Here is a 20932-nt window from a genome sequence, read left to right as displayed (position 1 = left end):
ACGGCCACGCGGCCGAGCGCGCCATCCGGCATCCAACCGCGTACCGGGCCGGCATCGTCACCTGTTGATCGGAGGCATTGACTATGGACGAACAGACCATCGAAGCCTATTCGAGCGGCGCGAGCCGATTTGCGGCCGAGTGGCGCGACCAGCCCCCGCCGGCTGACATGTACGCGCTCCTGCAGCGCTATTTCACCCTAGGCGGCAAAACGGCGGACATCGGTTGCGGCACCGGTCGCGACGTCGCGTGGCTAAACGATCACGGCTTTCCCGCGGTAGGCTACGACGCAGCCGAAGGGCTGCTGGCGCAAGCCGCGAACGCCTTCCCGTCGCTGGTTTTCAAGCGCGCCGCGCTGCCCGCGCTGGAGGCCATCGGCGAAGACAAGTATGACAACGTGCTGTGCGAAACCGTGCTCATGCATTTGCCGCCTGAGGAGGTTGCCGGGGCCTGTGTGCGTCTGTTCGAACTGCTCAGGCCGGCGGGAACGTTGTATCTGAGCTGGCGAGTCGCGGAGTCGGCTTCCACCCGCGATGCCGCTGGCCGCCTCTATGCGAAGTTCGACGCGGCGCGGGTCAGGGAGGGCCTTGGCGATGCCGAATTCCTGCTCGATGCCGAAGCAGTCAACCGGTCTTCCGGCAAGCGGGTGCATCGGCTTGTCGCACGGCGGCGGTAATGGATGCGGACTCGCCGCGATATGACGCTTCCCCGTCCTGCGCCGCACGACAACGATGCCGGCGTCCCGGCCGCGTTCGGCGCGCATCGGGACGGCGAGTTCACAGCGCTGGCCGACGCGTCGTATTTCGTTAGCGATCGTGTGCCGGCGCAATGCCGGTCGGCTGCTATTGTTCCAGGCGCCGGATGAACAACCCATCAGCGCTGTGGTTCCCATGCTCATTCCGCGGCGAGAGTGACTACGATCCCCGATGACGCCCGCCGCAAGCGAACGATCGTAGCGCCGCCGCCAGCAACTGGGCCACCGATCGTTTGCTCTTGCCTTTCGTCAGCCAAGTGAGCGCATTCGCACCGGAAAGACTCTCCACCGATGTCGAATTGAAGCGGTAGGGACGCGGGCGCACCGCGTTTGCCGCACCGCCGCATTCGCACGCGCCGCCGTCCTGTAGAATCGCCGGCATTGCGTCAGTTCGTCTCCGCGCGGCGCCCATCCAGCGTCGCGCGGTTCGTGTCCCGTGCGCCATCCCGCGCGTTGCACTGTCTGTCCGACGACAAGACCCGCCGCCGGGCTACGGTCCGCGCGGTACACAATCATTCGAATCCTGATCGCCCAACCATGCCTGCATCTGACCTGAGCGCCGTTTCGAGCGCCGCCCCGCGTGCCCTCACGCGCAGCGACTATAAAACCCTGAGCCTCGCCGCACTGGGCGGCGCACTCGAGTTCTACGACTTCATCATCTTCGTGTTCTTCGCGCCTACGATCGGCCAGCTCTTCTTTCCGCACGACATCCCCGATTGGCTGCGCCAGTTGCAGACGTTCGGCATCTTCGCCGCCGGCTATCTCGCGCGGCCGCTCGGCGGCGTCGTGATGGCGCACTTCGGCGATCTCGTCGGCCGCAAGCGGATGTTCACGCTGAGCGTGCTGTTGATGTCGGTGCCGACCCTGCTGATGGGCCTGCTGCCGACCTACGACAGCATCGGTCTGGCCGCGCCGCTCGCGCTACTGTTGTTCCGCTTGTTGCAAGGCGCGGCCGTCGGCGGCGAAGTGCCGGGCGCGTGGGTGTTCGTCTCCGAACACGTGCCGCCGCAGCGGATCGGCTACGCGTGCGGCACGCTCACTTCCGGCCTGACCGCCGGCATTCTGCTCGGCTCGCTCGTTGCCACCACCGTCAACCGCCACTTCTCGCCGGCCGAAGTCAGCGCGTTCGCATGGCGTGTGCCGTTCCTGCTCGGCGGCGTGTTCGGCCTCTTCTCCGTCTATCTGCGCCGCTGGCTGCACGAAACGCCGGTGTTTGCCGAGATGAAGGCCAGAAAGACGCTCGCGGCCGAGATTCCGCTGAAGGCGGTACTGCGCGATCACGGCCGCGCGGTGATCGTGTCGATGCTGCTGACGTGGATGCTGTCCGCGGCAATCGTCGTCGTGATTCTGATGACGCCGACGCTCATTCAAAAGCAGTTTCACATTGCGCCCGCGGATGCGCTGTTCGCCAGCAGCGTCGCGACGCTGTGTCTGGTGGCCGGCTGCGTTAGCGCAGGCTCGCTCGCCGACCGGTTCGGCGCGAAGGCGGTGCTGTCGATCGGCGGTCTCGCGCTCGCCTTCTGCTATTACGCGCTGTTCGGCCAGCTCGCGGCCGATGCGACGCGGCTCGTGCCGTTCTATGCGCTCGTGGGCTTCGTCGTCGGCACGATCGGCGCGGTGCCGTTCGTGATGGTGAAGAGTTTCCCGGCGGTCGTGCGGTTCTCGGGCATCTCGTTCTCGTACAACGTCTCGTATGCGGTGTTCGGCGGCATGACGCCCGTCATCGTGTCGCTGCTGATGAAGTCGAATCCGCTCGCGCCCGCGTGGTATGTCGCGGCGATCTGCGTGCTCGGCGCGGTAGCCGTGTTGTTCGCGAAAGACGCGCAATAGACGCGTGAAATGGCGGAAGGTGGCTGCACGCCGCCGCGGTGCCACGCGCGCGCGGCTTACGCCGCCATCTTCGGGTTCGGCCGGCTGGCGCACCGCCCGGCGCCCGCTTATTCCGTTAAGCCGCCAGCCGACGCAACGTACCACATCGGCCGGGCGCGCCCGGCCATCGTTATCCTAAGATTGCTCGGGAACATTCCACGCACCGGCGCTCGCCGAATCAAAAAATCGAATATCGGCCACGCCCATTTTCGAGAAGATTTCATAGGCGTGTTGAATGTACTGTTGATTGCCGTTGCGCACCGAAACCGCAACCCTGGCCGGCTTGCACGCGTCCAGTTGCCTGATGATGTGTTCCTCTTGCTTATTCATGCTCCAGCCGTAAATTGCCACCACGGCCTCCGGCTGATATAGCACTTCGCGGAACACTTGTTGGAGATAGACCGAAGCGGAAATAGCGCGCATCTTGTGCTCGCTTACGCCTTCGCAAACGAAAAGAGGCATGCCCTGCCCCGTCTCCCATGCGGTCAATACCGAGTTGAGCAGATCGTTCCCGGCTCGCGCGCGAATCTTCCGCTCCTCGTCGCGCGATCGCCGGCTCAAAACGAGATTGCCATGCGGATAGAAAAACATCGTTGTATTCCGTCCGCCGCGCGGCACTTGCAAGCGCCGCCAATTGGACGTGAACGCCGTGCCATCGTGTTCGACAAAGCCGTCCTTGAATTGATGCCCGGCGATCTCGTCGTTTCCGACCATCGCTGCCCAATATACGATCAGATCGTAATTCAACGACGCGACAGTCCGGAAGCCGGACATGAAGCGCGCAATGGCGCCGAGATGAGGTTCGGCATCCTCATAAGCGACATGAACATGCGCGATCGTCTTGATCAGTGCGCCGCGAACGAGTTCATAAGCCTCCGATATTCTTTCGCTCTCCAATTTGAGCGCATCGCTGACGAGCTTCGCATGCCAAAGACGCCTGAGCACAAATTCGAAATCGTTCGTTTCGAAATGATTAAACACATCACGCACGCCTTCCGATATATACCCATGTTTTTTTGCCGTCTCGAATAGCGACGAATAACGAAACCCCTCGTGAACGGCAATGCTTCCCCCATTCCCGACGATCAAAATTTCCTTGAAGTCATCACGGATATCGGCCCATTCGTATATTTTATTTTTCATCGCACGCAAAATAATTAGACGCAAAAATAGAGCATTTTCTACCGCAGATCCCGAGCCCGGCCCCACTCATCGCTCAAGCAAAATGGATCATAGCTCACGCTGATGTTTTCGGTTTATTCAATCCGGTCGAATAGTTCATTCGACAAAAATATCCGCCTGTTTGAATACGGCATAACTATCGAGCATCATCCGCCGCCCGCAAGCAATGCCGATACGGCATGCCGAAAGCCCGCCGACGAGCCGCGACAAGCGCCCGGTCTCGCTCCAATGCGACGCTCGTCGATCCGCCAGATCCCCTACAATCCAGCACTGCGCCACGACAACCGTAATCGCGTCATGAAATCCTTCCTCGTTTCGATATTTGCCACCGCCATCGCCACCGCCAGCGCAACCGCGCTGGCCGATACTTCCGGTGACAGCACCGCCGATCTGCCGTGCGCGATCGGTTATGTCACCGGCGTCGGCGGCGCCGCGCGAAGCGTTCACGAATACTTCGCGAGCCGCTTCAAGGATCAATATCGCTACCTGGCGGACAATCCGCTCCAATGCCGGGTTTCCGATGAAGGCCGCGCGTCGGCCTGCACCGGCATTACGACCTTTCGGCGCGAACGCGTCAGCGTGTACGACGTGATCGACAACGATACGATCGCCGTGGTCGCGCGTGTCGATCTCGACCACGGCACATACCCGGCGATCATCGCCGTGCGCAAACAGGACGTGCAGTGCGAGAAATGAGATGAAATCGAAGTAAGCGCGGCCAGGCGAACGCCGTCGCGCCATGACTTCATCGCGGCTGCGGGCGCGCGGCTGCGTCGGCGCGGCCGTTGCTGCGCGCCGGCAACCGCGCGTTCTTCCAATCCAGCAACGCACGCACGATCGCATCGAACGGCGGCCGGCGCTGCGCGTCTTCGTTCAAGCTCGCCGCAACGAGTGCGTCGAGTTCGCCCATGTCGCCCGCACGGACGGCGTCGCACCGCTCGATCAGTTCGTCGAGCAGGTAGCCGAACGCCCGAACCTCCAGCCGTTGCAGCGCCAGCCCGAGTTCCCGGTCATCGGCGTCATAAAAGGACGCCGCGCCGAAATCGCCCAATAGCGCATGCCCCGCGCCGCCATGCAGGATGTTGTGCGCATACAGGTCGCCATGCATGATGCCTCGCCGATGCAGATGGCAGGCGGCCGAAGCAATGCCGTGCGCGATCTCGAACACCGTGGCCGGATCGAATCGCATGTCGGCCGCATAAAGATCGCGCGTGCAGGATTCCAGGCTCGGCGGCGCGGCAAGATTGGCGAATGCCGGATCGATCAGCTCCATCACCAAGCCGTGCGCATCGGCTGGATGGCCTGTTACCTTGCCGATCACCGGAATCAGATGCGGATGACTGCCGGCGCGCATACAAGCGGCCATTTCGCAATCCGGCAGGCCGTCGCTCGTCACCGCGCCCTTGAAAAGCTTGACCGCGACCGGCCGCGGCGCGGAGCCGCCGCCATGCAGCAGCGTCGCCCGGTAAATGACGCCCGACGCGCCTTCACCCAGCTTCTGCTCCAGCGTCAGCGCATTCCAATGGATATCGGCAATCGACGCATCGTGCGACGCCGCCTTTTCCAGCGCCTGACCAAGCGGATTGCCCGCATACGCGAGCCACGCGAGACGCGGCAAGCGCATCAGCCATTCAGGCAGCGCGTTTAGCCGGTTAGCGGACAGGCGCACGAGTTCGAGCCGCGTGCATGCGGACATCTCGTCCGGCAATTCGCGCAACCGGTTACCTGCGAGCATCAATTTCTGCAGCAACGCACAGTGGCCGATTTCCGCTGGCAGCGCTTCCAGTTCGTTGTCCGTGAGGATCAGCCAGCGAAGCTGGCGCGCAAGCGCTCGACCCGAGACTTCGCGGATGCGATTCGCCTTGAATCCGATCATGCTCAACTGCGTGCATGCGCCGAGTACGTCGGGCAACGCCGTGAACCGGTTGTCGGACGCAAAGAGGATGCGCAATTTGCGCAGCTGGGGCAAATCGTCGGGCAGGGTCGACAACGCATTGCCGGATAGATCGAGGATCTCCAGCGTGTCGGCAAGATCGAATATCTCGCGCGGAAATTCGGTCAGCCCGCAAGCGAGCTTGAGCCGCCTCGCACCCAACAGTTGTCCAGCCTGCAGTTGCTCGAGAGTGGTGATCACAGTGAAAAGCCGTATTCGGTTGCCAATGCGGGTTGAACCCACCGCGCCGATTCTACTGGGATCACTTTCGGACAACCAACCGCCCATTTTCTCAGGTACTGCCGTGGTCGGCGTCTGAAGCGGCCTCATAGCACCCACTCGCCGCCGAATCGCGGCGACGGGCTGACATGTTGCAGCGCCAATCCGTAGACGTGATGCGCGCCCGGCCGGCGGGCATCCGCTCCAGTGGAGCAGTGGCGCAATGCGGTGTGGCGCCACCGCGATCACCGCATTCGAAACGATTGGCGTCGCCGCTGAACCGGCCGCGCTTGCTTCGTCGAACGCATCATCCCGCCTCACCTCCCCCCTTTTGTTACCTCGAATATTTCATTTCACTTTCGCTTTTGACCGTCAAGCATTTGATTTGTAAGAAATATCATTGCCGAAAGCAATATGTACGAGAATCATTCTCATTTTTATTGACATCAATATCGACCCTGCATACGATGCGCGCGCACCACGGCCGTTTTCCGCGTATTGCCGACCCTGCGTCGCGCATCGCGCGGCCGCGCGCCGCTCGCACGATCAAAAGGACGAAGAGGAAGAAACGTCATGCTATTCGCGTTGCCCGCCGGGCGCTTCACGCACCATCGCCCCCGCTCAACCGCTCGCCGCGCGGCCGCCGTGTGCGCATGGCTGTTCAGCTCGGCCGCGTTTGCCGCCACGTCGCCGGACGCGCAGCCCGAAGCGCCCGAGGCTGATCTGGCGATCAGCGCGAAGCCGGCGACCCAATGGACGGGCATATGGACGCGCCAGACGCTGCTCGGCGACATCGGCGGGCTGCGCCCCTGGCTGGGCAAATATGGGATCACGCTGGGCCTGCAGGAAACCGGCGAATATCTGGCGAACCTGCGTGGCGGCCTGCACCGCGGCGGCACCTACGACGGCCTCACGACCGCGACCTTCACCGTGGATACGCAAAAGGCGTTCGGCCTGCCCGGCGGCACGCTCAACGCGAGCGCGCTGCAAATTCACGGCCGCAACCTCAGCCAATCCAACCTCGGCACGCTGAACACCGCGAGCGGCATCGAGGCGCAGGACACGACGCGCCTCTGGGAACTGTGGTATCAGCAATCGTTTCTCGGCCAGCGCGTCGACGTGAAGATCGGCCAGCAAAGTCTCGATCAGGAATTCATCGTCAGCCAGTACGCGCAGACGTTCGTCAACACGATGTTCGGCTGGCCCGCGCTGCCGTCATACGACATGCCCAACGGCGGCCCCGCATATCCGCTGTCGGCGCTCGGCGTGCGCTTGCGCGGCAAGATCACGCCGTCGCTCACCGCGCTCGCGGGCGTGTTCGACGGCGATCCGCTCGGCAACAACCCGAACAACCTGAGCGGCACGAACTTCAACCTGCACAACAGCACGCTGTTCATCGGCGAGTTGCAATATGCGCTGAACCAGCCGGCCGACGGCGAAATGGATACCGGCAAACCGGGCGGGCTGCCTGGCACGTACAAGATCGGGGTTTGGTATCACAACGGCCGCTTCGCCGACCAGCAGACCGACAACGCCGGCCTGTCGCTTGCAGATCCGGCATCCACAGGCGTAGCGCGCCCGCATCACGGCAATTACAGCGTCTACGCGGTCGCCGACCAGATGATATGGCGCCCCGATCCCGCCGGCGCGAAAAGCCTCGGCGTATTCGCGCGCGTGATGGCCGCGCCCGGCGAGCGCAACCTCGTCAGCGTGGCCGCCAACGCGGGCATCGTGCTGAAAGCGCCGTTCGAAGGCCGCGATAACGATAGCGCCGGGCTCGCCGTCACGTACATCAAGGTCGGCTCGCACGCGAGCGCGCTCGATCAGGACTTTCGGCGCTTCACCGGCGGCCCTTACGGCGTGCGCACGAGCGAAACGGCGCTCGAGGCGACGTATCAGTATCAACTCACGCCGTGGTGGCAATTGCAGGCAGATGCGCAATACACGTTCAACGCGGGCGCGGGCCAGAACCCGGCCGATCCTGCGCAGCCGCTGCGCAACACGTTCGTCGTCGGACTGCGCACCAACATCGCGTTCTAAGCACGAGCGCGTCGGCCATTAACCGCCGGCCGTTTTCCAATTTGAAGATTGACGTTCGATGCGGCAGCGCGCGAAGCCACCGCGCCAATCAGGAGATTCAACGATGCGTTGCACCCTGCTTGCGCCGCCCGCGCGCCGCACCAGGCTCGCATTCGCCACGGCGCGCGCCGCCCATCCCAATCGCCCGCCCCCGGATCGGGCGCATTACCTCAAATGGCCATAAGGCGACGACGGCCGCCGCAAGCCGTCGATACTCGCACCGCCCGCGCCCGTCACGAACAGCAGCAGGAAACCGCCGGCAATCGCGACGTTCTTCCAGAAGTGGATGACCATGTCGTGTTGCAGCACAGGATCGGTCGCATCCCAGAAATTGTGCGCAACCAACGCGGTCGCGATCGTGTAGAACGCCAGCACCAGCGCCAGCGGCTTCACCTTGTAGCCCACGACGAGCAGCAGCCCGGACAGCCCCTCGAGCGCAACAACCGCAGGCGCGACGATCTGCCCATACGGCACGCCAAGCCCCCGCAAATAACCGGCGAACTCGCCATAGCCCAGCAGTTTCGTCGCGCCGCCCCACAGAAACAGCAACGCAAGCAACAAACGCGCGACAAAAATGATGCCGGAATCGACGGAACGCGTCATGCGTGACCTCCTCGTGGCCAATCGATGCAGCCGCGCATTGGCGTGGCGGCCTGTTATCTCGTAAATGCGCCAGAATAGGAGGTCTTGGCGGCCACTCCAAGCAAAAGGTTGTAGCAAAACTTTGCACCCGGAGCCAAACCCCTTTCATATCAACGCGTTACACCCGCGCTCATACTGAAGCGTGCCGGATATCGCGCCCGCTTGCGGGCGCGGCTCGGCCGGCGCTGCTATCGATGGGTCGACGCACGGCAAAAAGAAGCGGCTGCTCGTACTCGTGCCGCTCGATGTTCACGAACAGCGCAGCCAGCCAGCGATCGCCGGCGAACTCGAAATTCTTCAGGTCAATGCGCCGGTTGCGTGCATCAAAGCCGTGACGCGGTTGAGCGCTCGGCGCAACCTCGAACGAGTTGCGCGCCATCACGATCATGTTGGCGCTGCCTCAACGGGCGCGAAATAACCGAGTCGATCTGCGAACGCGAGCCGCCAGGCCTCGATCAATCGATACTCGCACTTCGCACTTCGCACTTCGCACTCGTGCGAGGCGTCGCAAATGCCGCCGTTGCTCATCTCGACAAGTTTCTCCTCGCCTTGCAACAGACAGCACCACACCGCCGCCCTACCGGGCTCAGCCGTCAAATGTCGCCGAGCAGGACCTCACGCATGTACTCGCGCATCTTTTTCTTATATGCCGCGTCGCCGATATGCCACAGCATCGACTGTGAAATCAAATAACTGTACGTTGCGAATGCCTTGCCTCGCGCCTTCGACGGCGTCGCCCCCAATGCCATGAAACACCGCTGCGCGTAAGCCAAGCGCTGTTTGTCGACAGCGTCGACGACGCGCTGAACGCTTTCGTCCTGCCTCGCCCAAATCCGCACCGAAAGTTCGATCATCGATGCACGCCGCGCGGACGAACCATGAAACGGCAATTCGAGCATGTTCTCGATGACTCGGCGAGGATCGGCCTGCCCCACTTGCAGTTGACGAATGGTCTGGGCGGTCGCCCATTCGCGCCAATTCTCGAGCACTTGTGCCAGCAGGTCGTCGCGATCCTTGAAATGATAGTAAAAGCTGCCGGTGGTAATGCGCAGCCGCTTGGCCAAGGATTCGACCCGTATCGCCTCCACACTCCCATCGATCAGCAGATCGGTCGCGGCAGCAATCCAGTCTTCCTTGCCGAGCGTGCCGCGCGAAGCGCGCTTCCTGGCGGGTGTACGGGCAGGGGTCAGCATGGTGGAACCATAAAAAAGACACGGCTCGGGATTTTCCCATACGCGCGCGCAGCCGACGCAATCCGGCATTTAACTTATCGGCGGGCAGATTCAATGTTCGGCCAGCTATGCCAATCGATTGAACGGCCGATCTGATGATGGGCGGGCGTATCCGCTTGCCGCAACAGTCCATTGAACGACAGACGCACATGAGCCCGCAGCCACAACACATGACGGGCGACGCGGCCCGTTTATCGCTCGACGCGTCAGAAGATGCACGGGATTCAGCCGCCGTAAAAAACGCATCGCAACGGCCAATCCGAATCGACTATAGTGGGCCTTTCGACCAGGAGCACGCATGCCGGCACCGGACAATCCATGGAATTCGCTGGAAGTCCTCAAGCTCGGCGTCGAGATCCTGACGCCGTTGTCCGTCACCGCGCTCGGCTGGGTCATCAGCCGCCGGCTCAAACAGCTCGAATTTGTTCAGTGGACGAATCAAAAGCTGATCGAAAAACGGCTCGCGATCTACGACACCATCGCGCCGCACCTCAATCGCCTGCTATGTTTCTACACGTGGGTCGGCCCGTGGAAGGACATCACGCCCGACGAAGTGATCCGCACGAAGCGCGAACTGGATCAAACGATCCACGTCTACCGCCATCTGTTTGGCGATGACGTCTACCGCGCGTATCAAGCCTATCTCGACGCGCTGTTCGACACGCATTCCGGCGCGGGCCGCGACGCGCGGATCAAATCGACGATCACGAGCGCCGACGGCGACCGGATCAGCCACGGCGCACATCCGTGGCAGCCCGCGTGGTCCGAGCGATTCTCGAGCGAGAACATCGCATCGTGCGACGAAATCCGAGCGCGTTATCAGCGGCTCATGGATACGCTGCGCGCGTCACTCGGCGCCGATCGCTGAATTGGCGGTATTCGTCGGCGGCGCGCCGTGCCGCGAAAACGAAACGTCAGCTCATGCACATCAAGCTGTCATATAGTGCGTGTCTGATTAGGGATACTACCGACCTTGGCTGATCCCGTTGATAACCCGTTGATCGTCGCGGCCGATCGGCGGCGCGTGCGTTGATGCGCCGCGCCGCGCACCGGTCCAACCGGCACCGATATGAAAGCACGGCCGATGCTCGAATATGCGCTGCACCCGGTCGAGGATCGCTTGATCCATATCGACGATTTCTGTCGAATGGATCCCGTCCCGCACGGGTGGGCGCGCTGTCCGCTCTGCCTGGAGGCCGTCTACATCGTGCAATTGCGCGGCCGTTCGCACACACGCCGCTTCGCGCACCTGACCGGCAATCATGCGCGCTGCCCGCTCGTCAATGTCACGCTACCGAATCCGCTTGCCGCCCAGGTCGGCCCGCCGCTCGACGAACGCGGCCGGCGTCAGCGCGCGACCTTTTTCCAGTCGTGGCAACGGCATCTGCACACGATTCGGCAAACGGCCTCGGCTTTCGGCATCGCGCGCTTCACGCACGCGATCGAGCATGCGGACGTATTGAAGCTATGGGCATGGCCGACGCTCGCGCAGCGCGACATTCCATACATTCTGCTCGTGCTGGCGGAGTTCATCGCCGCGCCGCGCAGCGACAAGCAAGCGGCGTGGTCGCGTTTCTGGTTCGATGCGACGGTACAGAAGATCGACGATCTGCGCAAACCGCCCGGCGTGCTGCCCAGGCTGTTCAGGCTGCGCTACCGCATGCCCAGGATGTCTAAGTTTCCGAGCGCACGGCATCTGATCGACTGCCAACTGGTTCAGATGGGCGCCCCCAGCCCGAACGATACGCCGGCCCCCATACCAGGCGCGGACGTCGATGCGTTCGAAGCATTCGCGTCACGCTTCGTAACGAGCCGCTCGGTCGAATGAACCCGTGCCCATGCGTCAGCCGACGTCGAACCGGGCACCGCCCCGGCAGGGCGGCGCACAAGCGCATACCTGACGCGCCGGCACGCTGTGCCGGCCCGCTTGCTTCGAACCGCGGCACGTAGCTCGCCGGCCTCGATCACGGTTACGCTCACGTATACAGCGACGCCTCCGGCAGCGCTCCCGTCAACGCATAACGGCCGACGTCGCGCAGCCGGTAGTCGAGCGGATCATGCAACGTATGCGTGCGCGCATTGCGCCAGAAACGATCGAACGCAAGTGATGCGGCGCTCGCGCGCGCGCCGCACGCATCGAACAAAGCCTCGCCGACCTCGAGCGCGGCACGCTGGGCGACGATCTTCGCCTCCGATATCGCCAGCGCCGTTTGCGCGCGGCCTTCGGCCGTCAATGCATCCTTGAGCGCCCATGCGGCCTGTAACGCCTGCGCAGCGCGATCGGCCAGTGCCTCGGCGCTCACCGCGTGCACCCGCATATCGCCAAAACGCTGCAGCGTGTAAGGATCATCGACCGCCCTTTCCACACCGGACTGCACCCATGGCCGCCCGGCCCGCTGCACGTAATCGCGCGCCTCGGCAAGCGCGCCCTGCGCGATGCCGACGAAAAGATTCGTCAACACGAGTTGCGATACGAGCGTGCGCAACGTCGCCCGCGGCGTCGGCGGCGCTTCGGATCGATGCAACACTTCTTGCGGCTCGACCCGCACCCGCTCGAACGACACACTACCGCTATCGGTCTGCCGCTGGCCGATCGGATCCCAATCGTCGTGCACCACAATTCCGTCCCGATCGGTCGGCACGACCGCGAAGATCGGCTTGCCCGTTGACGGATCGTGCGCAGACACCGTCATCTGCTGCGAGCCGCGCGTACCCGAGCAAAAGCCTTTGACGCCATCGAGCCAATAGCCGCCGTCGCTAGCTGCGTGCGCGGCAAGCCGCGTATCGAGGGGATTGACCGCATTGCCCCACCACCAGTTATGTTCGACCGTGCCGCGCAAATAGCGCTCGCGCTGTGCGGCATTGCCCCAGACATCCACGCTGACGGTCTGCAGATATTGAAAGCCGAGCAAGTGGGCAAGCGCGCTGTCCGCGCGCGCGAGCGCGCGAATCGTTTGATAGATCAGCGGCCATTCGGCCTCCTGACCACCGAATTCGCGTGGCACCGCGAGCGTGAGCAACCCTGCATCGGCAATCCAACGCTTTTCGCGCGCCGCATGGCCGCCCGCGCGGTCACGTTCGGGTGCGCTTGCGCGCAGCATGTCGGCCAACTCGGCCACCGTGCGCGGCACGATTTGCGTTCCGGTGGAAAAGGCGGGCAGACTTCTTGGATCATTCATACGGAAGTTTCTGTGGTAAGGAGCAGGCTGTCGCCGGTAACGAACGGAGCGCCAGCGAACGACACGGCGGCGCGAAACTGCTACCTGCTGCGCTGTGCGACGCACGATATGTGCACGGCCGTATCCGGATACATCCGGCAGGCTGCGGCTGACGCGAACCCGCGGCCAATCTCGCGGGTCCGATGCAATCCACCCTTCCCGATGGTGAGCTTTTTCGGGATCTTTCCGATGTCGCCCAACCTGGCCTCACGCATCCTCGCAAACGCCGACGGCACGCAACGTCTCCACTTGGTCTCGCACTCACCTGCGCGTGGTCAGCCGCCGCACGATCCGGTCGCCCGTGAATTGCACTGCGGTGACGAGCGCGATCAAGATGACGATGACCGTTGTCATCACGGTCGTATCGAAACGCTGATAGCCATAGCGGATCGCCAAATCGCCGAGCCCGCCCGCGCCGACCGCGCCCGCCATCGCCGTCGAGCCGATCAACGCGACGACCGTGATCGTGAAGCCGCCGATGATTCCCGGCAGCGCTTCCGGCAGCAATACGTGCCAAACGATATGGCGCCGCTCGGCGCCCATCGCCTGCGCGGCCTCGAGCAGCCCCTTATCGACTTCGCGCAGGCTCACTTCGGCAATGCGCGCGAAAAACGGAATCGCCGCGATCGACAATGGGACGACCGCCGCCCAAACGCCGATCGTCGTGCCGATCACCCAACGCGTAAAAGGCAGCAGCGCCACGAGCAAAATGATGAACGGAGTTGAACGAAACGCGTTGACGAGCGAACCGAGCGCTGCGTTCAACGCACGCCGCTCATAGATGCCGCCCGGCGCGCTCGTGACCAGCACGAGCGCGAGCGGCACGCCAATCAGCGCGGCGACAAATGCCGACGCTCCGACCATCCAGAGCGTGTCGCGAATCGCATCCCCAAGTTCAGGAAACCAAAGTTCAGACATAGCCCAGCACCTCCACGCGGCTCGCGTGCCGCCGTGCGCCGGCCAGCGCGGCCGCGATCCGCTCCGGCCCCACCGCACCATCCACGGCCAGCGATGCGGCGATCACGAGCCGTCCTTGCGCGCGCCCCTGAATCCGATCGAGTCCGCCATGCACGAAACGCACGGCCTGTTGTGAGCCGGCGGCCAGCGCGCTCGTCAGCGCGCCGAGATCCGGCTCGCCGCCGTCCGCGCCCGTATAACGGACGTCGAGCAGAAGCTGCGCGCCCTGCGGCAGCACCGCGCCAAGCGCGAGAGGACGCACGCGCGCGGCAAGATCGGCCGGCAGATCGTGTACGACCGTGCGCAGCAGCGCGCGCGTCGCGCCATGTTGAGGATCACCGAACACCCGCCATACCGGCCCCGTCTCGACCAGTTCGCCGTGCTCGATCACCGCAACCGTATCGCATATCGCGCGAATCACTTCCATCTCGTGCGTGATCAATACGATCGTAAGTCCGAGCCGGCGATTGATGCTTGCCAACAGCGCGAGAATCGACTGCGTGGTCTCGGGATCGAGCGCGGACGTCGCCTCATCGCACAACAGCAGATCCGGATCGTGCACGAGCGCGCGAGCGATCCCCACGCGCTGCTTCTGGCCGCCCGACAGGCTTGCCGGATAAGCCTCGCGCTTCGCCGCGAGGCCTACCAGGTCGAGCAGCGCATCAACCTTGCGCGCCCGCTGCGCCCTCGGCACGCCTGCGATCTTCAATGGCAATCCGATGTTCTCGGCAACTGTTTTCGCGGACAACAAGTTGAAGTGCTGAAACACCATGCCGATCCGGCGCCGCAACGCGACGAGCCCGCGCTCATCGAGCGCCCCGACATCGACGCCACTCACATGCACCGCACCCGACGACGGTCGCTCGAGGCCGTTGATGAGACGCAGCAGCGTCGATTTACCCGCCCCGCTTCGGCCGATCACCCCGAACACGCTGCCTCGCGCGACCTCGAGCGTGACGTCGCGCAGCGCCGCCGCCGGCCCTTGCGCACCCTGGAATACTTTGCTTGCATGTTCGAACGACACGGCCGCCTCCGGCAGCAACGTGCCCGCGCCCACTGCGGCAGGCGCCGCATCGTATCGCGCGGCCGCCGAACGTTCGATGAAGCCTAGCGAATCGATCAGTTGTGGCATCGGCTCACCTCCTGGATGCATTACGCTCTTTCGGCCGCATACGCGCGGCCGGGCCGATGCCGCGCGCCCGCATGCCAGTCCGGCAGCCGTGCGCCCGAGCCGAACAGCTTGCCGCGCAGCGTCGGCGCGGAAGCGTCGTAGTCCTCTTTATACAGTCCGCGATTCTGCAGTTCCGGCACAACCCAATTGACGAAATCCTCGAACGATTCGGGCATCACCGTGCGCGTCAGATTGAAGCCGTCGATACCCGTCTCGTCGATCCACGCGGCCAGTTCGTCCGCAACCTGCGACGGCGAGCCGACGACCGGGTGATAGCGTCCGCCGATCGACATTTGATCGAGCATGCGCCGCACGGTCCACGCCCCGGTGGCACTCTTCTTCGAGATCGCGTCGAGCGCCGATTGAATCGAATCGGTCTTCATATGTGCGATCGGCTCATCGAGGCCGTAGCGCGCAAAATCGATGCCGGTCGAACTGGCGAAATGCGCGAGCCCCGCTTCCGGATTCGCATAGCGCCGATATTCATCGAATTTCTCGCGGGCGAGCCGCTCGTTCTCGGCCGTGACGACGGAAATCCCCGCGAAGATCTTGATCGATGCCGGGTCCCGGCCGATCCGCTCGGCTGCCGTACGAATGTCCGCCACGGCCGAGCGCGCGGTTGCCTTGCTCTGCCCGTTCACGAATACGCATTCGGCATGCTTCGCGGCAAATTCGACGCCGCGCGCCGACGCGCCCGCCTGATACAGCACTGGCGTCCGCTGCATCGACGGCTCGCTCAGATGAATCGCATCGATCGAATAGTACGGTCCGTCGTGGCGCACACGCCGCACCTTGTTCGGCTGCGCGAACACACGCGAGCGCGCGTCGCGGATCACCGCATCGTCGTCCCAGCTCTGCTCCCATAGCTTATAGACGACATCCATGTAATCGTCGGCGCGCGCATAACGATCGTCGTGCTCGATCTGCTTCGCGAGCCCCATCCCGCGCGCCGCGCTGTCAAGATAGCCGGTGACGATATTCCAGCCGATGCGCCCCTTCGTCAGATGATCGAGCGTCGACATCCGCCGCGCGAACAGGTATGGCGGCTCATAAGTGAGATTCGCGGTCACGCCGAAGCCGAGATGCTGCGTGACCTGCGCCATCGCCGGCACGAGCAGCATCGGATCGTTGACAGGCACCTGGATCGATTCGCGCAACGAAATATCGGGGCTGCCTCCGTACACGTCGTACACGCCGACGATATCCGCAAGAAAAATCCCGTCGAACTTGCCGCGCTCGAGCGTGCGCGCGAGGTCGGCCCAGTAATCGAGATCGGTATAGTGCGCGGAGCGGTCGCGGGGATGCGTCCACAGGCCATGATTGATATGGCCGACGCAATTCATGTTGAACGCGTTCAGCAGAATTTTCTTCGTCATTGCACGCTCCCGCGTCACCACGCAACGGCGTATAGCGTGCCGAATGCATTGTCGAGTGCCTTGCGGACTGCTTGCGAATGCTGATAGATGGAGATGAACTTGCGGATGCGCGGATCGTTGACGCTCTGCGCCCGAACCACCCATTGGAGCGCGAACAGCTTGTTCTCCAGGCCGTCGAACAACAGTGCGCTGTTCGGATCGGCGGTGCCCGCGAGTTTGATGAAGCTCGGATAGCCTTGCGCGAGATCGACGTCGTCGAGCGAGCGCGCAAGCTGCGACGCCTCGAGTTGGACAATTTTCAGATGTTTCGGATTAGAAACGATATCGCGCGTCGTTGCACGATAATCAACGCCCGGCGTCAGCTTGATAAGGCCCGCGCGTTGCAGCAGCAACAGACCGCGGCCGCCGTTGACGGGATCGTTCGCAATCGCAACCGTCGCACCATCCTTTAGCTGGTCGAAGCTTTTGACTTTCTTCGAATAGAGGCCGATTTTCATGATCGTGCCCGGCGCGATCGCAACGAAGTCGTAGCCGCCTTGCTTCTTCGCGTTCTCGAGAAATGGGATGTGCTGGAAGTAATTGACGTCGATGTCCCCGTTCGCGAGCGCGGCGTTCGGTGTGTTCCAATCGGTGAATTCGATGATTTTCACGTCGAGCCCCTGCGCTTTCGCCTCCCGCGCGGCAATCTTCAACGCTTCGATCTGCGGACTCGTCGCGGTGCCGACTTTCAGCGTCGCGGTCTCACCGTGTGCAAGTGGTGCGGCGAACACAACGGTCGCGAACATAGCCGCGAAAACACGCGAAGCGCGCCGGGCAGCGCGCGCAAATGACAGGCAAAACAGCATGGTATGGAGTGCTCTCTTTCGGGATTCGCAAACGAACGGTGCCGGGGAACGCGCGCCAGTGCGGCGGCTTCATGCGGAGATGAACTGCGGTCGATAATAGAACCGCATGCGGGGACGGTCTACGAAGCGATTTCGCAAAGTAAATCGCGGCAGACGATATAGAAGACGGAAAAAGAGTCTACCGGGCCGCGTCGAGGCGCCCGGCTTGGGGCAACAGCAGGCGCATTTCGTAAAACGCCATGTCCGGCCGCGCCGCGATCATCAACGATTGTTCCGATGCAACAAAACCGAGCGACTCATAAAACCCGCGTGCCGATTCACGGGCGGTACACCAAACGACCTTGCCGCCATTCCGGCGGGCATGATCGATGCACGCGTTCATCAAGCGTTTGCCGAAACCGTGCCCCTGCCAAGCGGACTCGACTGCAACGCCTCGCAGCCGCCATGCACGGTCTGAACCAATGTCGTGGAAAGCTTCGCGGCAGATCGTCGAAACCGCGACGATCTCACCGGACACGCTGATTGCAAGATGCAACGTCGCGTTGTCGCTATCGGCGGCAAAGCGGCTCGCGTTCTCGTCCCCATCCAAAAGAACCTTGGCCCTGAGCGGCCATACCGATTCGGCGGATACCGCGGCGAGAGAATGGCGAGATAGGTCAGAGGACATCAGCGACATCTAGAAAATAGAACGCGCTCATTTTAATTCGGTAAAACGATTTGTCCGCAAAAAAATAGTTGTTGTTCACTTCTGAGGATACAGCTAATCTAACTCCATGCAGCTCGCGTTTTGAATCCAACCATATAAACTGCAATCACAGATAATGATGATGGAGAAAATCTCTTCTGATACGGGCAGCGCCTACGACGCAATCCGGTCGAGAATATTCGACGGCCGACTCTCGCCGGGGCAGAAAATCTCCCACCGCGGTCTCGCGCACGAACTTGGCGTCGGCCAAATGCCGGTACGCAGTGCGTTGCAATTGCTCGCGTCGGAGGGGCTCGTCAATATCATCGACAAAAGCGGCACGTACATCAACGAACCAACGCGCGACGATCTTCGCGAAATTTACGAATTCCGTCTCGCGCTCGAAAGCACGGCCACGTATCTCGCCGCACAGAACGGGCCGACCGAGCGAATGACGCGCGCATCCGAGCAGATGCGGCGCTTCATCGACGAAAACAATGCCGATATCATGACCGAGCAGAAAGTCGGCTGGGTCTTTCACGACGAGATCTTCAAGGCCGCACGCAACGACCGGCTGTGGTCGACTTACCGCCTGCTGCGCGCGCAAACCCATGCGCTCAACGAACTGCCGCGCGACGATTCGACAACCGTGCGGCGCGGCACGCGCGAGCATCTGGAGATCTACATCGCCATCCATGCACGCGATGCCGAAGCCGCTCGTCGCCTGATGTGGCAACACGTGATCGACGGCACGCCAGATAGAATCCGACTGATACGCGCTCAAAACGACCATAATGCCCAGTAAAATCGTTCCGCTGCCGCTGCAAATGATCCTGGGCCTCGTGCTCGGCGCCGTTTTCGGCCTGCTCGCACCGGCCGCCAGCAAGGATCTTTCGTTTCTCTCGACGCTGTTCGGCCATGCAATCAAGATGGTCGTGCTGCCGTTGATCCTGCTGTCGGTGACGCTCGGCGCATTTCGCGCGGGTACACAGCGCGGCCGGCTCGGCCGGACCACCGCGCTCAGCCTCGTGTTCTTCATCGCGATGACGGCACTCGCCGCCGCGCTGGGCGTCGCGCTCAACGCGGCGTTCAGGCCTGGCCTGGGCGCAAGCCTCGCGCAAACGGCGTCGATGCCGGCAAACCTCGCCTCCGGCATCGACTGGATGAAGTTCCTGACCGATCTGATCCCGCAAAATATCGTCGGCGCGCTCGCGGCCGGCAACTCGCTGCCGGTGCTCGTGTTCGGCGTGTTGCTCGGCTCCGCGCTCGCGGCCGTCGAAGATCGCGCGGGGCCGTTCGTCGCCGTCTGCGAATCGATGCTCGCCGCGTTCTTCAAGCTGACGGAATGGGTCGTATCGCTGTCGCCGATCGCCATCTTCGCCGCGATCGCCGGGCTTCTCGCATCGAAAGGGCTCTCGGCGATGGCACCGCTCGCGAAGCTGCTCGGCATTGCGTATTTGGGAATGGCATTGCTCGCGATCGGGCTCACGGCCGTCATCAAACTCGGCGGACGGTCGCCGCGCGCCGTGATCCGTCAGGTCAGCGAACCATTGATTCTGGCGTTTACGACGCGCTCGTCCGAAATCACGTTTCCGGTACATCTGAAAAAGCTGACGGAAATGGGCGTGCCGCCGGCGGTCGCATCGACCGTATTGCCGCTGTCCTATATTTTCAACCGGGACGGCGCGGTGCTCTATACCGTGCTCGCGGTCTGCTACCTCGCGGACGCGTATCACCTCGCCTGGAGCTGGCCGCTGATGATCACGATCGCAGTCCTGACGATCATCACGATCGACGGTGCGGCGAACGTCCCGTCGGGCGCGATCGTCGCGATCACGGCTATCCTGGCGGCAATCGGGCTGCCGGCCGACGCGGTGTTGCTGATTCTCGGCGTCGACGCGTTCTTCGATATGGGCAGAACGGCGCTGAACGTCTATGCGAGCACGGCCGCCACGACGCTTGCGAGCCGCGTATCCGGCGAAACGTCCGTACTTTCCGATACGGCACGCACATCGCGCGCATGAACTAAGCTGTACAAAACGGTACGGACTGCAGCAAGATACCGTATGCGAATCAAAACCGGCTTCGACAAGATGCAGCGCGCTGCCGGATGCATAAAATGCTTGAAATGAGCCGTGCCCTGCGCAAGCGTACCGGGCATGGCTCAAGCGGTGAAATTCTTGCGAGCGTTGCCATCATTGCTTGATAGATGCATGTGTCGCGCAGGTTCAACTGCTGCGGCAATCGTACATTCAAGCATCGCTCGCGCGGTTGCAATCCCGTCTGCGAAGTTTTTTGGCCCTCGGATGCAGACGGTTAAGCAGTCTCCGTGCCCCACGCGGGGACTGCTTTTTTTATTCGATCGTCTCTACCCGAGCCAGGCTGAATCGGCCTCGGCTCCGCCGGTAGCGGCGATCAGGCTCTCCGCTCGACGATTTGGCCTCCGACGAAATCGCCGCGTCCTCTGCCACACCGTCACGATCCCCAATTCGAGGATCGCGGTTTTCGGCCACGTTTGTGCCGCGCTTTTATCTTTGATTCGGACGCGCGATGATGAAAAATGTCATCGCGCGCCGCGCCCGGCGTATTCGATATCGGCCGGACGCTCACCGTCGTTGCGGATTCAACGCGCCGCCACCTGCGGCTGCTTCACGCCGTCGGCGCCGATCTTGGCCGGTTCGCCCCACCCGCCGCCCAACGCGCGAATCAGATTGACCGTCGAGACGGCCTGCGCGCCTGTCAACTGATTGGCCTGCAACTGCGACTCCAGCA

19 protein-coding genes are annotated in these 20932 nt (G+C 62.7%); 8 read left to right on the top strand and 11 right to left on the bottom strand.

Annotated elements, in window-relative coordinates:
- Positions 1–83: 83 nt before the first annotated feature.
- Both BSIN_RS14940 and BSIN_RS14925 read left to right on the top strand, forming a co-directional pair.
- The gene (locus BSIN_RS14940) at positions 84–674 is read left to right on the top strand and encodes a class I SAM-dependent methyltransferase (protein WP_089341086.1); all 591 of its coding nucleotides are present in this window, start codon (positions 84–86) and stop codon (positions 672–674) included.
- 615 nt (positions 675–1289) lie between these two features.
- Entirely contained in the window at positions 1290–2582 is a 1293-nt protein-coding gene (locus BSIN_RS14925) for an MFS transporter (RefSeq protein WP_089341084.1), read from the top strand.
- Positions 2583–2756: 174 nt separating this feature from the next.
- On the opposite strand, the gene BSIN_RS14920 is transcribed toward BSIN_RS14925, so the two are convergent.
- Positions 2757–3830, bottom strand: coding sequence for a DUF4917 family protein (locus BSIN_RS14920; RefSeq protein WP_218192424.1), 1074 nt, complete (start codon positions 3828–3830; stop codon positions 2757–2759).
- Positions 3831–3866: 36 nt separating this feature from the next.
- Between BSIN_RS14920 and BSIN_RS26795 the strand changes: the two genes are divergently transcribed.
- Positions 3867–4499, top strand: a complete 633-nt coding sequence (locus tag BSIN_RS26795) for a hypothetical protein (protein WP_369828188.1) — start codon at positions 3867–3869, stop codon at positions 4497–4499.
- Between the two features lie 49 nt (positions 4500–4548).
- On the opposite strand, the gene BSIN_RS14910 is transcribed toward BSIN_RS26795, so the two are convergent.
- Positions 4549–5937 (bottom strand): protein kinase, encoded by a 1389-nt coding sequence (locus tag BSIN_RS14910; RefSeq protein WP_089341081.1) that lies wholly within the window; start codon positions 5935–5937, stop codon positions 4549–4551.
- 591 nt (positions 5938–6528) lie between these two features.
- Here BSIN_RS14910 and BSIN_RS14905 point away from each other — a divergent pair.
- Complete coding sequence (locus tag BSIN_RS14905) at positions 6529–7995, top strand: carbohydrate porin (protein WP_089341080.1); 1467 nt, start codon at positions 6529–6531, stop codon at positions 7993–7995.
- A 204-nt stretch (positions 7996–8199) separates the two neighbouring features.
- Here BSIN_RS14905 and BSIN_RS14900 read toward each other — a convergent pair whose 3' ends face one another.
- The 3 genes from BSIN_RS14900 to BSIN_RS14885 all read right to left on the bottom strand — a co-directional run bounded on the left by BSIN_RS14900 (position 8200) and on the right by BSIN_RS14885 (position 9869).
- Positions 8200–8637, bottom strand: a complete 438-nt coding sequence (locus BSIN_RS14900) for a DoxX family protein (RefSeq protein ID WP_059520712.1) — start codon at positions 8635–8637, stop codon at positions 8200–8202.
- 169 nt (positions 8638–8806) lie between these two features.
- Positions 8807–9064: a hypothetical protein gene (locus BSIN_RS14895; protein WP_089341079.1), complete on the bottom strand. Its 258-nt coding sequence runs from the start codon at positions 9062–9064 to the stop codon at positions 8807–8809.
- Between the two features lie 205 nt (positions 9065–9269).
- On the bottom strand, positions 9270–9869 hold the full coding sequence (locus BSIN_RS14885) for a TetR/AcrR family transcriptional regulator (protein WP_159935982.1): 600 nt from the start codon (positions 9867–9869) through the stop codon (positions 9270–9272).
- Between the two features lie 337 nt (positions 9870–10206).
- On the opposite strand from BSIN_RS14885, the gene BSIN_RS14880 reads away from it, so the two are divergent.
- Complete coding sequence (locus BSIN_RS14880) at positions 10207–10776, top strand: hypothetical protein (protein WP_089341076.1); 570 nt, start codon at positions 10207–10209, stop codon at positions 10774–10776.
- Between the two features lie 216 nt (positions 10777–10992).
- Positions 10993–11736, top strand: coding sequence for a hypothetical protein (locus BSIN_RS14875; RefSeq protein WP_173678692.1), 744 nt, complete (start codon positions 10993–10995; stop codon positions 11734–11736).
- Between the two features lie 148 nt (positions 11737–11884).
- Here the strand turns inward: BSIN_RS14875 and BSIN_RS14870 are convergent, their stop codons facing one another.
- From BSIN_RS14870 to BSIN_RS14845, 6 genes are all read right to left on the bottom strand, one after another.
- The gene (locus tag BSIN_RS14870; RefSeq protein ID WP_089341074.1) at positions 11885–13087 is read right to left on the bottom strand and encodes an acyl-CoA dehydrogenase family protein; all 1203 of its coding nucleotides are present in this window, start codon (positions 13085–13087) and stop codon (positions 11885–11887) included.
- Between the two features lie 300 nt (positions 13088–13387).
- Positions 13388–14044, bottom strand: coding sequence for a methionine ABC transporter permease (locus BSIN_RS14865; RefSeq protein ID WP_089341073.1), 657 nt, complete (start codon positions 14042–14044; stop codon positions 13388–13390).
- A complete protein-coding gene (locus BSIN_RS14860) occupies positions 14037–15215 on the bottom strand; it encodes a methionine ABC transporter ATP-binding protein (protein ID WP_089341072.1) in 1179 nt (392 codons plus the stop codon). Before BSIN_RS14860 ends, BSIN_RS14865 begins: the two co-directional genes overlap by 8 nt.
- A 20-nt stretch (positions 15216–15235) precedes the next feature.
- Complete coding sequence (locus BSIN_RS14855) at positions 15236–16630, bottom strand: LLM class flavin-dependent oxidoreductase (protein ID WP_089341098.1); 1395 nt, start codon at positions 16628–16630, stop codon at positions 15236–15238.
- A 14-nt stretch (positions 16631–16644) separates the two neighbouring features.
- A complete protein-coding gene (locus tag BSIN_RS14850; protein WP_231936050.1) occupies positions 16645–17415 on the bottom strand; it encodes a MetQ/NlpA family ABC transporter substrate-binding protein in 771 nt (256 codons plus the stop codon).
- A gap of 238 nt (positions 17416–17653) precedes the next feature.
- A complete protein-coding gene (locus BSIN_RS14845; protein ID WP_069236486.1) occupies positions 17654–18142 on the bottom strand; it encodes a GNAT family N-acetyltransferase in 489 nt (162 codons plus the stop codon).
- Positions 18143–18302: 160 nt separating this feature from the next.
- Between BSIN_RS14845 and BSIN_RS14840 the strand changes: the two genes are divergently transcribed.
- Both BSIN_RS14840 and BSIN_RS14835 read left to right on the top strand, forming a co-directional pair.
- A complete protein-coding gene (locus tag BSIN_RS14840; RefSeq protein WP_059520737.1) occupies positions 18303–18965 on the top strand; it encodes a GntR family transcriptional regulator in 663 nt (220 codons plus the stop codon).
- A 22-nt stretch (positions 18966–18987) separates the two neighbouring features.
- Positions 18988–20184, top strand: coding sequence for a dicarboxylate/amino acid:cation symporter (locus BSIN_RS14835; protein WP_173678691.1), 1197 nt, complete (start codon positions 18988–18990; stop codon positions 20182–20184).
- The last annotated feature ends 748 nt before the right edge of the window (positions 20185–20932 follow it).

It is taken from the genome of Burkholderia singularis, assembly GCF_900176645.1.
In the GTDB taxonomy this organism is placed as follows: domain Bacteria; phylum Pseudomonadota; class Gammaproteobacteria; order Burkholderiales; family Burkholderiaceae; genus Burkholderia; species Burkholderia singularis.
The sequence above is the reverse complement of the archived record's forward strand: the minus strand, read 5'-3'. Positions and strand labels throughout refer to the sequence as shown.